A 13,747-nucleotide genomic window follows, 5' to 3' on the forward strand; every position below is an offset into this window, starting at 1 on the left:
TTATCTTACCCAATCCAACTTATTTTCTTGGATGGAAGCGTTCCATAACCTTCGAAAGATGGGTGCGATCAACATGCATATAAATTTCAGTGGTAGTGATGCTCTCATGGCCCAGCATTTGTTGGATGGCCCTTAGATCAGCTCCGTTTTCCAGTAAGTGAGTGGCAAAGGAATGCCTGAAGGTGTGCGGACTGATAGTCTTCCGCAATCCTGTTTTTTCTCCCAGTTGTTTTACGATGGTAAAAATCATGGCCCTGCTTAGCCCCCTCCCTCTCCTGTTTAGGAACAAAATATCTTCAAAGCCCTTCTGGATGTTCTGATGCACACGCACCTGGTATTGATACAGGCTAATGTATTTTTGGTTTACCCTACTAATTGGAACAAAACGCTGTTTGTCCCCCTTCCCGGTAACCTTGATAAAATCCTCCTCGAAAAACAGATCTGAAATACGGAGCTGGATGAGTTCGGAGACACGCAGGCCACAGCCATAGAGCGTTTCCAGCATGGCTCGATTTCGCTCCCCTTCGGGTTTGGAAAGGTCGATGGCCTTTATTAAGGAATCTATTTCATCAACAGATAGCGTATCGGGTAATTTCCTTCCCAGTTTGGGCGATTCGATCAGTTCCATGGGGTTATCCGGCCTGTATTGTTCAAAAGCGAGGTAGTTAAAAAAACTATTCAGGCCTGAGATGATCCTGGCCTGGGATCGGGGAGAAACTGATTTACTGAGCTCGTAAACAAATTGTGACAGGAGTTCCTGCTGAATCTTAACCGGTGAAGTATTTATGTCGAGTTGCTCCAGGAATTGTGTTAGTTTACGTACATCGCGCTGATAATTCTGCAGTGTGTTCGCTGAAAGACCTCTTTCCAGTTTCAGATAATGCATATAGTCCTGTATGGCCTGGTTCCAATTCACGAAATAAAGATAGGGAGTTAAGCGTTTACATGAATACAATCTTGTGTTCTACCACCGCTTCTATGGATTTGACAACAAAAGTAAGGAAGCTAACCCTCAGGCACATAGATTTGTAGCAACCATCAAACTTTTTAAAAGATGAAAAACAAAATAGCTTTACTTGTACTGGGTCTGTTCAGTGTGACCATATTTGCCCAGGAAGGTGTAAAAATTGGAATTCAGGGGAGTTTTCCTTTTAACGATTTCAGTGATGCCGTTGTACTTTCTGCAGGGGTCGACATTGGATATATGCACGCCCTGGGAGAAGTTGTGGACGCCGGAGTAATGACGGGCTTTATCAATGGGTTTCCGGATAATTTTGACGGGGGTCCCGATCTGCCCAGCGTACAGTTTTTACCTCTGGCCGGCTCTTTTCGTATCTGGCCCTCCAATTCATTTTCCTTTGGCGGGGATGTAGGCTATGGAGTCGGGATCAATGATGGTAATGAGGGGGGATTGTACTACCGTCCTATTATCGGTTACTTGTTTGGCACTAACACCGAAGTTAATTTCTCCTATACCGGGATTCAGCTCGATGGAGCTACCTGGTCTACTGTCAATGTTGGAATTCTACACACCATACAGGTAAGGCCAAGGAGGTTATAATTCTCAATTATTAATAGATTTCCGCGGTCCAAACAAGCACAATTAACCTTGTCTGGTTTTTGAATTGTTTTGAATTATTAGTACCTTAATCCTGTTAACCAACTAAAAACCACAGGATTATGAGAAAATTAACGATTTTTTCCGTTCTGGTCTCAATGACCTTATTGACGAGTTGTGCAACCTGTAACTGGGGTATTAAGGCCGGACCTAATTTTGCTTCCATCGGAGGCGATGAGACCGATGACCTCGATGCCAGGGTAGGCTTATTTTTTGGAGGATATACCGAATGTAAAGTTCTGGATACATTTAGTATTCAACCCGAATTACTCTTTTCTCAGCAAGGGGCAGATTATACCGAAAGTGAAGGCTTCGACGGTTCCTTTAAATTCAACTATTTGAATCTTCCTGTAATGGGGAAACTGTATGTTTCGGACGGACTCTTTGTAGAAGCCGGCCCTCAGTTTGGGTATTTACTCTCAGCTAAAGATGACTATGAGTCGGCCAGTCTTTCAGGGGAAGATGATATTAAGGACGATATAAAGGATTTAGACATCGGAGCTAATGTGGGTCTGGGATATCAATTCGACTCAGGACTTAATTTTGGTGCCCGATATAATTTCGGAATAGCGAATATTAATGATTTTGCCGACTCATCAGATTTTTCCAATACCAATAATGTCTTCTCATTTGCGGTTGGATTCAGATTTTAGTCGAACCTGAATATAAAAATAGGAAGCCCTTCGCGGGCTTCTTTTTTTGTGCTCTTTTTTTGATACTTTTACCCAATGAAAAAGATCATCATCATCAATGGCCCTAATTTAAATCTGTTGGGCAAGCGGGAACCTGATGTCTATGGAGCCACAAGTTTTGAAGATTATTTTTCAAAACTCCAAATGACCTACAAGGATGTGCAACTCGCCTATTTCCAGTCGAATATTGAAGGGGAACTTATTGATAAGCTTCAGGAAGTAGGGTTCAGCTATGATGGCATTATTCTCAACGCGGCGGCTTATACCCATACCTCAGTAGGAATTGGGGATGCTGTAAAAGCCATAGAAACGCCTGTCGTTGAAGTTCATATCTCCAATACCTTTGCCAGAGAAGATTTCAGACACGTATCTTATATTTCTGCCGCGGCCAAAGGTGTGATTTTAGGTTTCGGACTGAAATCTTACGACTTGGCTATCAGGAGCTTTCTTTAAAAACCGCGATCTATCTTTAGCTGGGATTGTAAAATCTGTGTTAAATTAAAGAGAAACCTTACTTTTCTTATTGATTTACCTTAAGATTAATATTATTTGTATTATATTTATTAGAATATTACCCCAAAATCCCCTTCGTCTACGACCTTGTAAATCAGTAGATTGAATCTTTGCAAATAACTATCCTACCCGTGTTCTGGATCTTTCGGATTCTAAATAGGTGTCACCTGTGTCCTGCATATTATTGCGTCCAGGTTGTCTCAAAATTGAAATTCCGGCGGAAACCAAAATAACCAGAATAACCAACAATGAAAACCAAAATGAAATTCTCAGCCTTTGAGAGAAATTCTTCCTGTGAGGACATAGTATTTCTCAATCTAAAATTTATCTCTGCTTTAAGAATCACAGCCTTACTGATTGCTCTATTCTGCCTTCTGATACCACTTCAAGCCCAGAAGGGGAATGGGGGCTCCAAGGGTGGAAATAATAAGGAAGTGACCCTTTTCACTTGTGCGGAAGATATAGGTAACGGACTATACCTCGCCAAATTCGGGTATACCAATCCAACCAACAAAACCATTACAGTTGCCCCTGAGGATAGTTATATTTTCCTCAGTGATAAAATAGAAGATTCTGAATTTGATGGCCTTCAAAAAATTCCGGGAATTACATCTTTTGAGCCGGGAACACATGACAATGTTTTGTCTGTTGTCTTTGCAGATAACGGGCATGCTAAATGGACTGTGGCATTTGGTGGGTCGAGCGATGTAAAGATTAGAGCAACTCTTGATTCTCCGGTTTGCGAAGGTGATCCTTTCATCGTACCTGTGATAGGTCCCGGTAACGGAAAAACCGAAGGCTATGTAAGTCCGGAGTTGATTTCCCTGGCTACGGGGACAGCAGGCGACACACCATCGCCTATTATTTACCAGATTAGTCCGGCTGAAAAAGTTCTTATCCAAATCGTTCCTTTTGACGGCAAAACCCAGGATGTTTTGGATTTACTGATCAACACCTTCGGACTAGAGTTCAGTGCTCAGCCTGTAAACTCCGACTTTATTGTAGATCCTGCACTAATCATTTCGGAGGATCTGGCTGCAATTGATGTATTATTCCCTATCGACAGAATTCTTCCGCCACCCCCTCCGGCTACGCCGATACCTGCGCTTATAGATTATCCCGAATTGATTAAGTCTGTTCAGGCATTGTATACACCCTTCACATCAGGAAAAGAAGAGGAAACGGGAGATGCGATTACCCAGGGTGATTCGACACAGAAATCCGACATAGTCCGACGTTCCTTTCGAATTGTCGGTGAAAATGAGAGTATAGCCGTTGACGGAACGGGGGTTAATATTGTCGTCTTTTCAAATAGTTTTGACGCTAACCCCCCAGAAGCAGGACAGCCTACCAACGAGGCCATTGATGTTGGGAACGGAGATTTACCTGGCGTTGCCGGAAATGGCAATCCAAACGGATACAATACTCCTGTAAATGTGATCAAAGAGTACCCTTACACTTTCGGGCAACTATCCGATGAGGGAAGGGCTATGTTGCAGATTGCACATGATATTGCCCCGGGAGCGAATCTGGCATTTAGAACTGCCGTACTTTCACCTAGAGATTTTGAACTCGGAATACAGGAATTAAGTACTGCTGTAAATACAATTGCGACAGACGATATCACATTCCCCGGTGAACCCATGTTCGGTATTAGTAATATCGGTACAGCTATACAGAATTTTACTGCAGCGGGGAATTACTATTTTACCTCTTCTGGGAATTTCTCAAATGCCGCCTACCAGTCGCTTTTTGTGACAGCGGATGGATTAGACTTACCTGATTTCCTTCCCGATAATGGAACCGTACCGCACGCCTTTGACGGTGTGGACAATATCTATCAGCGGTTTAGTGTGAAAAATGGAGAAACCTATATGATCGTTCTACAATGGAAGGACGATTTTGCCTCACAGGATAATATATTAGGAGCCAAAGAAGATCTGGATTTTTGGGTAGTAGACGACGAAGAACGTTTATTGGTGGGAAACAATTACTACAACGATAATGACACCAATGTTGCTGAAGATGGGAAAGATCCCATTGAGTATATAACGTTTAAGGCACTTGCCGACGGAGAGGCCAACTTTATGATCACCAGTGCCAATGGCGATCCGGGTTCACTTCCGTTCAGGTACATCATTTTCGTTAAAAATAACCTGCAAGTATTAGACTTTACCGGGGCACCCACCATCACCGGACATGCACTTACGCCAGAAGCTTTGGCCATTGGGGCGGTAGATTTTCGAAAAGAGAATAGTCCTGAACCTCAGGTATTCTCTTCCTTCGCGGGGCAGATCTCGGATGGTTCAATTCCCCAGGTAGCCCTTGCCTCCTACGATGGAGTAAATACCAATGTGACCACCATAGGCCAGAACGAAGTGAATGGTATCCCTGTTGACGATGATGATTTTAAGAATTTCTTCGGCACCTCGGCTTCCGTGGTTCATGTGGCAGCGGCTTTTGCCCTGATGGAATCAGCACTCCCTGCCTGGTATGGCCCTGATTCCTCTATTGATGTACTGCAACTGTTTAAAGATAATGCCGATAAGGTAGGTAACGAAGCTCAACTGGGCGATGGAATTGTTAATGCAGTTAATACCTTTAAAGCGATAGCCACTCAAACCGGGGTGATAAGCGACTTTACTATCGAATTCACTTCAGAAGAAGGATCAGTGATTAGTGCGGATGAATTTGAACTAACGATCAATGGAGACTACTTTCCCCAGGACCCAACGGTCTTATTTGGAGAGGAGGAACTGCCAATTGTATTCTACGACCCCGAAAATCCTGCAGAGATAAAAGTATTAGTAGGGCCTTTTACCGGGAATGACCCGGTAACCGTACTGACCAATTCTACAGTTCCTTTGGGAACGGATGGAGGAAAATCGAATCCGATTTACCTGCTTGATGACGGAACCATAGCAATCAATGTTATTGCCGGCGATGTCAGCATTGAATATGGGCAGGACTATGATTTTAGCATTACTGTTGAGGGATTACCAGAAGGGGTGACTTTTGAAAGTCTCGGACTTCCTGATGTCATTTTTACCACTGCGGCAACACCACCATTTCCCAAAGTTGGAAATTACGTGGTTTTCCCTTCTTTTGATCTAGAAAATGCGAGTCCTGATCAATTGACCGCTTTGGAAGCATATGTTGTTAATTTTAAAAGCGGATCTCTTTCGGTTGCTAAAAAGAACCTTGAAATTGTTCCTGAGCCGGTGGAGGTGACCTATGGTGAGGCTATCAATTTAAATTTAAATTATAATTATGATAATACGAATATCTCGGACAACGCTGCATTCTTATCAGCCATCTCGGAGGCCCATTCTGCCGATTTCTTTCCTGAGAATACCCTGGCCCTGATCAACCGATTTATTGCAATTGTCAACGGTGAAAATATATTCGATCTTTTAGATGGTGGAAGTTGGATGGCCACTGAAAATACTATAAACAATAGATTTATAGCTATAGTAAATGAAATGGATCTTATTGAATTGGAAATAGACGATTTTGAAAATTATTTTGAAAATCGATTTATTGCCATTGTGAATCGATTTATAGCCATTGTAAATAGCGAGGATTTATTTTCAGGACAAGTTTCATTTGAAAATCGATTTATAGCCATAGTAAATGACAGTGATCTGGGAGGAGAAAATGATGGAAATGACTATTCCAACACTTTTGCATTGTTAAATGCAGATGATGACTCCGAATCTGGAGGTAGTGTATCTACTTTCTATTCTGTAAACCTAATTACAGGATTAGATGTTACTACTAATTCTGAAGTGCATTATTCCTATCCGGGAGCCATGTTTGCTCCTATCGGGGCTAATTTCAATATAACTTATGATTCTAGCACTTTAACTGTAAATCCGGCTACTCTAACAGCCGAGATAGGTGACCTTGTAATTGAACAAGGTGAAGTTATAGATCCGGAATTGATTCCGGTTACATTGAATGGATTTGTTTTTGATGAAACATTAGAAGATGTTTTTCCTGAAGGAATCACATTCATTATTAAGGACAGTAATGGAGTAGTCTATACCCCCGGGGCTTCAGGTATATTTTATGTCACATTAGCGGCGCCTCAAAACTATGTCATAGAGCATATACAAACTGGAGTAATTTACGTCAGTCCTAGTGGGGATTATTTGAGAAAGATCCGTACCTATTTAGATTGTGTGGAGGAAGTGAGTTCACCCGATGGTTTAAATTATATTGCACATTTCAGGTATGAAAATCCAAATAGTGAAACCATTTATATCGCTGTTGGACCGGAAAATAATATTACTGGACTTGCCCTATACAGTGGAACATTGCCATTTATATTTTACCCAGGGCAGGGTACATTTACGATTCGCTTCGATGGGAACTCAATGAAATGGGAACTAACAAGCAGGGATAGTACGCATAAGTCTTCCACTTCTTCTAGTGCTAATGCTAATTCTAATCGATGCAATCTGGGTGATAGTTCCTCTTTTGTGTTGTATCCTAATCCTTTGTCCGGACCTTCCTATATTTTGTCAATTGATCAAAATTTAAGTGAACTGGTAACCCTTGATATCTTTGATATTTTCGGAATTTCTTATTTTAATACTTCAATTGATGGTAGAAATGGGGCAGTTACCCAAGAAATTGACATGGGTGGGGGCTATCCCACAGGGATGTATTTCATAAGAATTATCACCAAAAAAGACGTTTTTGTTTATACGATAGTAAAAACAGATTAAAATAATTATTAATGCAATTGATAGATAAAAGTATAATGCTGACCCTAAGCATTTTACTACTATTTGGGTCGGGTCAAAGTATTGCACAGCGATCAGCTATTGATAGCCTTAAAAATCAGGTGGCGACTGGAATTCGAGACACGAATAAGGTCAGAAATCTCAATGAGTTAAGTATCGCTGTACTAATGGAAGGGGAAATTGAGGAGTCAATGAGACTCTCAAAACAATCCATTGAGCTCGCTGAGCAACTTAATTATCAAATAGGAGAAGCGTATGGAGAGAAGAACATGGGCTTGGCTTACTATTATCAAGGAGATTATAAGAAAGTTCTAAGCCATTGGTCGCGCTCTTTGGAAATTTTTGAAGGAATAGATGACGCTCAAGGCATCTCTAATTTATCTAGTAATCTTGGTGCAGTATATTACAGTCAAGGTGGTAATACAAGAGCCCTTGATCTTTATCTGCGTTCTTTAAACTTTGCAGAGAAAATAAAGGATTCCTTGCGAATTGCCTCAGTGCTCTTAAATATAGGTGGCTTGTACGCAGATAACCCGAACGACTATGATAAGGCATTGGATTATTTTAATCGAATTCCACCCTATCTCCCTGCATTGAATAATCCCCAAATCACTACTGGATATTTAATGGGCGTAGGTGAAGTCTACCTGTTACAAGGGAGGTATGAGAAAGCGATGGGGTACTATAAGCAAGCTTTAGAACTAACTTACGGTACTCAAGATTATTCTGGAAACCTTACAAAATTGGGTATCGTAGAACATAAGATGGGAGATAGATCTCAGGCGATAGATTATTTAAATCTGGCTTTATCGAATGCACGGGAGAATAATCAACAGCTACATATCGTGCATGCACTCACGGAATTAGGTAATGTCTATCAAGAATTTACTTTTGATAAAGCATTGAAATCTTACAAAGAAGCCGAGACCCTTGCCAATGAAATGCAAACGCAATTCGAACTAAAGGAGATCTATAAAGGACTTTCTAGCGCTTATGCCCGTCAGGGGGATTACGAAAACGCGTATGCTTACCAGACTTTACAAATGGGAAAAAAGGATTCTCTTTTTAATCTTGAAACTGATGATAAAATCAGAGGCTTGCAATTCGAATTTGAAATTGACAAGAAACAAGATGAACTAGTCTCTGCCCAACAGGAATTGCAGATCTCTGAACTAGAGACCAAACGGCAACAATATGTTATTTACGGCACTGTTTTGGGTCTTCTTTTAGTCTTTGTTCTTGCCGTAGGGTCTTACAAGCGTTACCGGTATGTAAACAAAACCAACAAGATCATCGCCGAAGAAAAGGACCGTTCAGACAAGCTATTGCTCAACATCCTCCCGGAAGAAACCGCTAAAGAATTAAAAGAAAAAGGCAAGGTTGCGGCGAAACGCTTCGAATCTGTGACGATTCTCTTTTCAGACTTTAAAGGGTTTACCTCCCATGCCCAGAACCTGAATCCTGAGATCCTTGTAAAAAGTGTTGACTATTATTTCTCCCGTTTCGATGAGATCATGGATAAATTCGGTCTGGAAAAGATTAAAACCGTTGGGGACGCCTACATGTGTGCAGGAGGGTTGCCATTCCCAACCTCAGACCACCCTTTTAAGATGGTTGAGGCGGCCTTTGAAATGGCGGCCGTAATGGAAGAGATCAAAACAAATCCAAAAGAGGATATAGTACCCTTCGATGTTCGGATTGGAATCAATACAGGGACTGTGGTTGCCGGGGTAGTGGGGTTGAATAAGTTTGCCTATGATATCTGGGGCGATGCAGTTAATGTCGCATCACGGATGGAAACCAAGTCGGAACCCGGAAGGATAAATATTTCGGAAAACACCTATGAGATTATCAAAGACGTCTATGAATGCGAACCCAGGGGGGAGGTTGAGGTTAAAAATAAGGGGATGATGGCCATGTATTTTGTCAAAGGCAGGAAAATAATCCGCCATGCGAAATCAGAAAAAGAAGTAAATGCTTAAATTGTAGGCTACAAGCATATAAAAAATGATGGGCCGTCAAGATCCGAACAATTATTGGGAGCAGCTAGAACGTCTTGAAAAACTGATCAGAGCCTCCGAATTTAAGGCAGGGGTAATCTTTTCTTTTCACAGCCTTATTCTGGGTCTATTTGCCGAGAAGCTCGATTACTTTCAACCGACCTTAGAAAGTAATCTCTGGTTTACTTGTTTTACATGCTTGTGGTTCATCTCGGTACTAATCTCTATCTACTATTGCTTCAGGTGTTTTATGCCGAGGATGGAGATGAAATACGATGACAATGTCTTTTTCTTTTTGGACGCGGTTAAAGCCTATGGCAATTCCGATGAGTATACCAAAAAATTGATAGAAATCTGTGGAAGCGAGGAAGAACTCTATTCCCAGCTCGCCCAGCAGATCCACGTAGAGAGTAAAATTATTGCCGAAAAATTTGGCAGTGTACAGAGCTCCCTCCGATTCTTTGCCCTGAGTTTTATTTTCGCCATGCTAAGCCTGGTTATCTGGATTGTACAGATTATAAGCTAAAACGTCACCCCTCATGACGAGATATCTGAAATTACGGAAGAAAGCCCTCCATATGCTCCGTACGGAACTTTCCGGGGATCTTTGTTATCACGGCATGGCACATACACTGGACGTCCTTAAGGTTTGTAACGGCTATATCAGAAGAGGGAAATTATACGGAGAAAAAGCCATGTTGCTACGAACAGGAGCACTTTGCCATGATCTGGGATTTACTGTTTCTTACGAAAACCACGAAGAACACGGAATAATCATCGCCCTCCGTTTGATGAAGGAATATTATTTTACGCCCGCCCAGCGAAAAGTAGTAGTGGGCCTTATCAGGGCTACTGAGGTGCCCCAAACCCCCAAAACCAATCTGGAAAGGATACTTTGTGATGCAGACCTCGATTACCTGGGTAGGGATGACTACAGTCGTATCAGTAATTTACTGCTGAAGGAATTAAAGCGTTTTGGTGTAAACCTAACAGCAAAAGAGTGGAGGCAAAAGCAAATCTCATTTTTGGAGGAACACAGGTATCATACCCCTTATGCCCAAAAATACAGGGAACCTGTTAAACAAAACCACCTTCTGGAAATAAAGGATCAGTTGTCAGCTTAAATACTAATGATAGAATACTTTAATTATCCTTCCCAAGAGGTGCCAGATATTTCTGATCCATATAGAAAGTGCCATAAGGCAACAAGGAGGCCAGGAAAAAACTGAAATACCGCCTTAATCCCCATCCCTGTTTTCTGCAGAATACAAAAGCTGCCAGAATAAAAACTATAAAGAGTGCCCCGTGTACATATCCAATGTAGATATTTGGTTCTCGTATGTTAGCCCAATATTTAAGGGGCATGCTAAAGCCAAATAACAAGAGATAGGAAATTCCTTCAAGGATGGCCAGTAGCCGCATTATTAAGACCATAAGACAACTGCTTTACAAATGGATGACTTCCCCGTATGCATCGGCTACAGCCTCCATGACCGCCTCACTCATAGTAGGGTGGGGGTGGACCGCTTTCAGGATCTCATGCCCGGTAGTTTCGAGCTTTCTTCCCAGAACAGCCTCTGCAATCATATCGGTTACCCCGGCACCAATCATATGGCACCCCAGCCATTCTCCGTATTTTGCATCAAAGATCACCTTTACAAAGCCATCTGAATTCCCAGAAGCCTGTGCCTTACCACTGGCAGAGAAAGGAAACTTACCAATTTTGATATCAAGTCCTTTTTCACGTGCCTGTTTTTCTGTAAGGCCTACAGATGCCACTTCTGGCATGCAATAGGTACATCCGGGAATATTCCCGTAATCAAGTGGTTCCACGTGCATACCGGCAATCTTTTCTACGCAGAGGATTCCTTCTGCTGAGGCTACGTGAGCAAGGGCCGGCCCTGCTGTTACATCTCCTATAGCATAGTAGCCCGGAATGTTCGTCTGGTAGTAGTCGTTCACAAGGATCTTGTCCCGGTCTGTGGCCACGCCAACTTCTTCAAGTCCGATATTTTCAATATTCGTTTTGATGCCTACTGCTGACAAGACTACATCGGCTTCGATTATTTCTTCTCCTTTAGGGGTTTTTACCGTCACTTTAACTCCTTGTCCGGAGGTATCCGCCTTGGTGACTTCGGAAGAAGTCATAATCTTAACCCCGGATTTTTTAAAGCTGCGTTCGAGTTGTTTGGAGATCTCTTCATCTTCCACAGGCACGATATTCGGTAAAAACTCCACCACAGTTACTTCAGTACCCATGGCATTGTAGAAATAAGCAAACTCTATTCCAATGGCCCCACTTCCAACAACTACCAATTTCTTAGGCTGCTCTTCAAGCGTCATGGCCTTGCGGTATCCGATGATCTTTTTTCCATCCTGAGGTAAACTGGGTAGTTCCCTGCTTCTTGCGCCGGTAGCGATAATGATATGTGAAGCGCTGTATTCTGTTTCCTTCCCATCTTCTCCCTTGACAGCGACTTTTTTACCGGGTTTTATTTTTCCAAACCCATTGATCACCTCGATCTTATTCTTCTTCATAAGGAATTGTACCCCCTTACTCATCCCCTGGGCAACATTTCTACTTCGTTTTACAACGGCATCAAAGTCCTTGTCGGCGCCCTCCACCTTTAAACCATAGTCGTCAGCATGCTGGAGGTATTCAAATACCTGGGCCGACTTTAAAAGGGCTTTGGTAGGGATACAGCCCCAATTGAGGCATACGCCTCCAAGACTTTCTTTCTCAATGATTGCGGTTTTCAATCCTAACTGGGACGCTCTGATAGCCGTAACATATCCGCCGGGTCCGCTGCCTAAAACAATAACATCGAAGTTGCTCATCTATTTTTCTTTTGGATCTATTTAAGTGCGGTGGCAAAGTTACAAAACCAAACGGAAACGGATTAAAGAAACCGGGAGCTTTCCGTCCAAGAAAACTAAGATGAGTGATAACTCCAACGGAAGGAGTATAAGAGCTTAAGAAAGAGAATGATGCGTTTAGTTTTCCGGAATAAATTCCAAAGCAGCCCCATTGATGCAGTGGCGTTTTCCGGTAGTCGCACTCGGGCCATCATCAAAAACATGTCCAAGATGCCCTCCACAAACAGCGCAGTGTTCCTCAGTACGCGGATAGCCTATTTTGTAATCTGTTTCGTATTCCACATTCCCTTCTATCGCCCTGTCAAAACTAGGCCATCCGGTTCCGGAATCGAATTTGTGCTCGCTGCTGAATACCGGGGTTTGACATCCGGCGCAGACATAAGTACCTTTTTCTTTATTTCTGAGCCATTCACTGCTTCCGGGATTTTCTGTACCCGCCTTTCGCAAAATGTAGAATTGCATCTCAGTAAGTTCAGCTTTCCATTCTGCTTCCGACTTAGAAACGGCAAAAGCTGTTTCTTTTTTTTCTTGGGTAGTGACCTTTTCTTCAGTTTTGTCCTTTTCCTGGGAAACTCCTTTGCAACTCAGGGCGAGGAGGCAAATTCCAACTAGTAATATCCTTTTCATAACAATTTTTACTTTAAAGTCGAATGAATTTTCTTTTCCTTTCAAAAATAGACATAAAAAATCCCCTGCAGTAGTCTCCAGGGGATCTTTAATAAATATTTAGCTTAATCCAGTTTTATGCGGTGGATGTCTTTCTCTTCTACCTCTAAGAGTCTCATAACAGCATCGATATTAGAAGGATCCATCTTGGAATTCTCTCCGTATTCTGCCGGTACTATAGCGATTCTGAATACCTGGTTATCTGTGTCACCTGGCATTAAAGTGCTTAAGTCAAAATCGGACTCCAGAAAAATGCTGACATCAAAAAAAGTGTGATCGTAATTGTACTGCAACAATCCCTGATTTAAGATTCTGGTCTGTGGTAGGAGTCGCCAGATGTCAACTGGTTCTGCGTCATCGGTCTGATCCCAGAGGATGTAGACAAAAACCAGATCAGATTCAAATACCTCAACGGTAGTTGGGAATTCGTAAAACAGTGTATATTCATTAGCGGCATCAAATGTCCCTTCAATTTCAAAGACTGTGCCCAGAATATTCACTCCGTCTAGCCCGTCAAGGCCATCTCTTCCGTCAAATCCGGGAGGTCCCGGAGGTCCTGCTGGACCTTCACATGAGATTGTTAGGGCTGCAATAAAGGTGCTGAAAATAAGTCCGATTTTTTTCATAATT

Annotated in this window: 12 protein-coding genes; 7 read left to right on the forward strand and 5 right to left on the reverse strand. The window is 42.2% G+C overall.

Annotation, left to right across the window (positions count from 1 at the left end):
- Positions 1 to 19: 19 nt before the first annotated feature.
- Positions 20 to 916 (reverse strand): site-specific tyrosine recombinase XerD, encoded by an 897-nt coding sequence (xerD, locus tag ACA086_RS07225; protein ID WP_371002665.1) that lies wholly within the window; start codon positions 914 to 916, stop codon positions 20 to 22.
- Between the two features lie 138 nt (positions 917 to 1,054).
- On the opposite strand from xerD, the gene ACA086_RS07230 reads away from it, so the two are divergent.
- The 7 genes from ACA086_RS07230 to ACA086_RS07260 all read left to right on the forward strand — a co-directional run bounded on the left by ACA086_RS07230 (position 1,055) and on the right by ACA086_RS07260 (position 10,698).
- Positions 1,055 to 1,561, forward strand: a complete 507-nt coding sequence (locus ACA086_RS07230) for a hypothetical protein (RefSeq protein ID WP_371002666.1) — start codon at positions 1,055 to 1,057, stop codon at positions 1,559 to 1,561.
- 119 nt (positions 1,562 to 1,680) lie between these two features.
- Positions 1,681 to 2,271, forward strand: a complete 591-nt coding sequence (locus ACA086_RS07235) for a porin family protein (RefSeq protein WP_371002667.1) — start codon at positions 1,681 to 1,683, stop codon at positions 2,269 to 2,271.
- A gap of 75 nt (positions 2,272 to 2,346) precedes the next feature.
- Complete coding sequence (gene aroQ / locus ACA086_RS07240; RefSeq protein ID WP_371002668.1) at positions 2,347 to 2,763, forward strand: type II 3-dehydroquinate dehydratase; 417 nt, start codon at positions 2,347 to 2,349, stop codon at positions 2,761 to 2,763.
- A 308-nt stretch (positions 2,764 to 3,071) separates the two neighbouring features.
- Complete coding sequence (locus ACA086_RS07245; protein ID WP_371002669.1) at positions 3,072 to 7,556, forward strand: T9SS type A sorting domain-containing protein; 4,485 nt, start codon at positions 3,072 to 3,074, stop codon at positions 7,554 to 7,556.
- Positions 7,557 to 7,567: 11 nt separating this feature from the next.
- Positions 7,568 to 9,556, forward strand: a complete 1,989-nt coding sequence (locus ACA086_RS07250; protein ID WP_371002670.1) for an adenylate/guanylate cyclase domain-containing protein — start codon at positions 7,568 to 7,570, stop codon at positions 9,554 to 9,556.
- Between the two features lie 25 nt (positions 9,557 to 9,581).
- Complete coding sequence (locus ACA086_RS07255; protein WP_371002671.1) at positions 9,582 to 10,100, forward strand: Pycsar system effector family protein; 519 nt, start codon at positions 9,582 to 9,584, stop codon at positions 10,098 to 10,100.
- A 13-nt stretch (positions 10,101 to 10,113) separates the two neighbouring features.
- Positions 10,114 to 10,698: an HD domain-containing protein gene (locus ACA086_RS07260; RefSeq protein WP_371002672.1), complete on the forward strand. Its 585-nt coding sequence runs from the start codon at positions 10,114 to 10,116 to the stop codon at positions 10,696 to 10,698.
- A 19-nt stretch (positions 10,699 to 10,717) separates the two neighbouring features.
- Here ACA086_RS07260 and ACA086_RS07265 read toward each other — a convergent pair whose 3' ends face one another.
- From ACA086_RS07265 to ACA086_RS07280, 4 genes are all read right to left on the reverse strand, one after another.
- Positions 10,718 to 11,008: a DUF3817 domain-containing protein gene (locus tag ACA086_RS07265; RefSeq protein WP_369747441.1), complete on the reverse strand. Its 291-nt coding sequence runs from the start codon at positions 11,006 to 11,008 to the stop codon at positions 10,718 to 10,720.
- Positions 11,009 to 11,020: 12 nt separating this feature from the next.
- Positions 11,021 to 12,412 (reverse strand): dihydrolipoyl dehydrogenase, encoded by a 1,392-nt coding sequence (gene lpdA, locus ACA086_RS07270; protein ID WP_369747442.1) that lies wholly within the window; start codon positions 12,410 to 12,412, stop codon positions 11,021 to 11,023.
- A gap of 156 nt (positions 12,413 to 12,568) precedes the next feature.
- On the reverse strand, positions 12,569 to 13,078 hold the full coding sequence (msrB, locus tag ACA086_RS07275) for a peptide-methionine (R)-S-oxide reductase MsrB (protein ID WP_369747443.1): 510 nt from the start codon (positions 13,076 to 13,078) through the stop codon (positions 12,569 to 12,571).
- 104 nt (positions 13,079 to 13,182) lie between these two features.
- The gene (locus ACA086_RS07280; protein WP_371002673.1) at positions 13,183 to 13,743 is read right to left on the reverse strand and encodes a collagen-like protein; all 561 of its coding nucleotides are present in this window, start codon (positions 13,741 to 13,743) and stop codon (positions 13,183 to 13,185) included.
- Positions 13,744 to 13,747 lie beyond the last annotated feature (4 nt).

Source organism: Muriicola sp. E247 (assembly GCF_041358175.1).
In the GTDB taxonomy this organism is placed as follows: Bacteria; Bacteroidota; Bacteroidia; order Flavobacteriales; family Flavobacteriaceae; genus Muriicola.

Coding starts and splice junctions, on each gene's coding strand:
- aroQ (WP_371002668.1), top strand. CDS start 2,347: ATGAAAAAGATCATCATCATCAATGGCCCTAATTTAAATCTGTTGGGC.
- ACA086_RS07265 (WP_369747441.1), bottom strand. CDS start 11,008: ATGGTCTTAATAATGCGGCTACTGGCCATCCTTGAAGGAATTTCCTAT.
- msrB (WP_369747443.1), bottom strand. CDS start 13,078: ATGAAAAGGATATTACTAGTTGGAATTTGCCTCCTCGCCCTGAGTTGC.
- ACA086_RS07245 (WP_371002669.1), top strand. CDS start 3,072: ATGAAAACCAAAATGAAATTCTCAGCCTTTGAGAGAAATTCTTCCTGT.
- lpdA (WP_369747442.1), bottom strand. CDS start 12,412: ATGAGCAACTTCGATGTTATTGTTTTAGGCAGCGGACCCGGCGGATAT.
- ACA086_RS07255 (WP_371002671.1), top strand. CDS start 9,582: ATGATGGGCCGTCAAGATCCGAACAATTATTGGGAGCAGCTAGAACGT.
- ACA086_RS07250 (WP_371002670.1), top strand. CDS start 7,568: ATGCAATTGATAGATAAAAGTATAATGCTGACCCTAAGCATTTTACTA.
- ACA086_RS07260 (WP_371002672.1), top strand. CDS start 10,114: ATGACGAGATATCTGAAATTACGGAAGAAAGCCCTCCATATGCTCCGT.
- ACA086_RS07230 (WP_371002666.1), top strand. CDS start 1,055: ATGAAAAACAAAATAGCTTTACTTGTACTGGGTCTGTTCAGTGTGACC.
- ACA086_RS07235 (WP_371002667.1), top strand. CDS start 1,681: ATGAGAAAATTAACGATTTTTTCCGTTCTGGTCTCAATGACCTTATTG.
- ACA086_RS07280 (WP_371002673.1), bottom strand. CDS start 13,743: ATGAAAAAAATCGGACTTATTTTCAGCACCTTTATTGCAGCCCTAACA.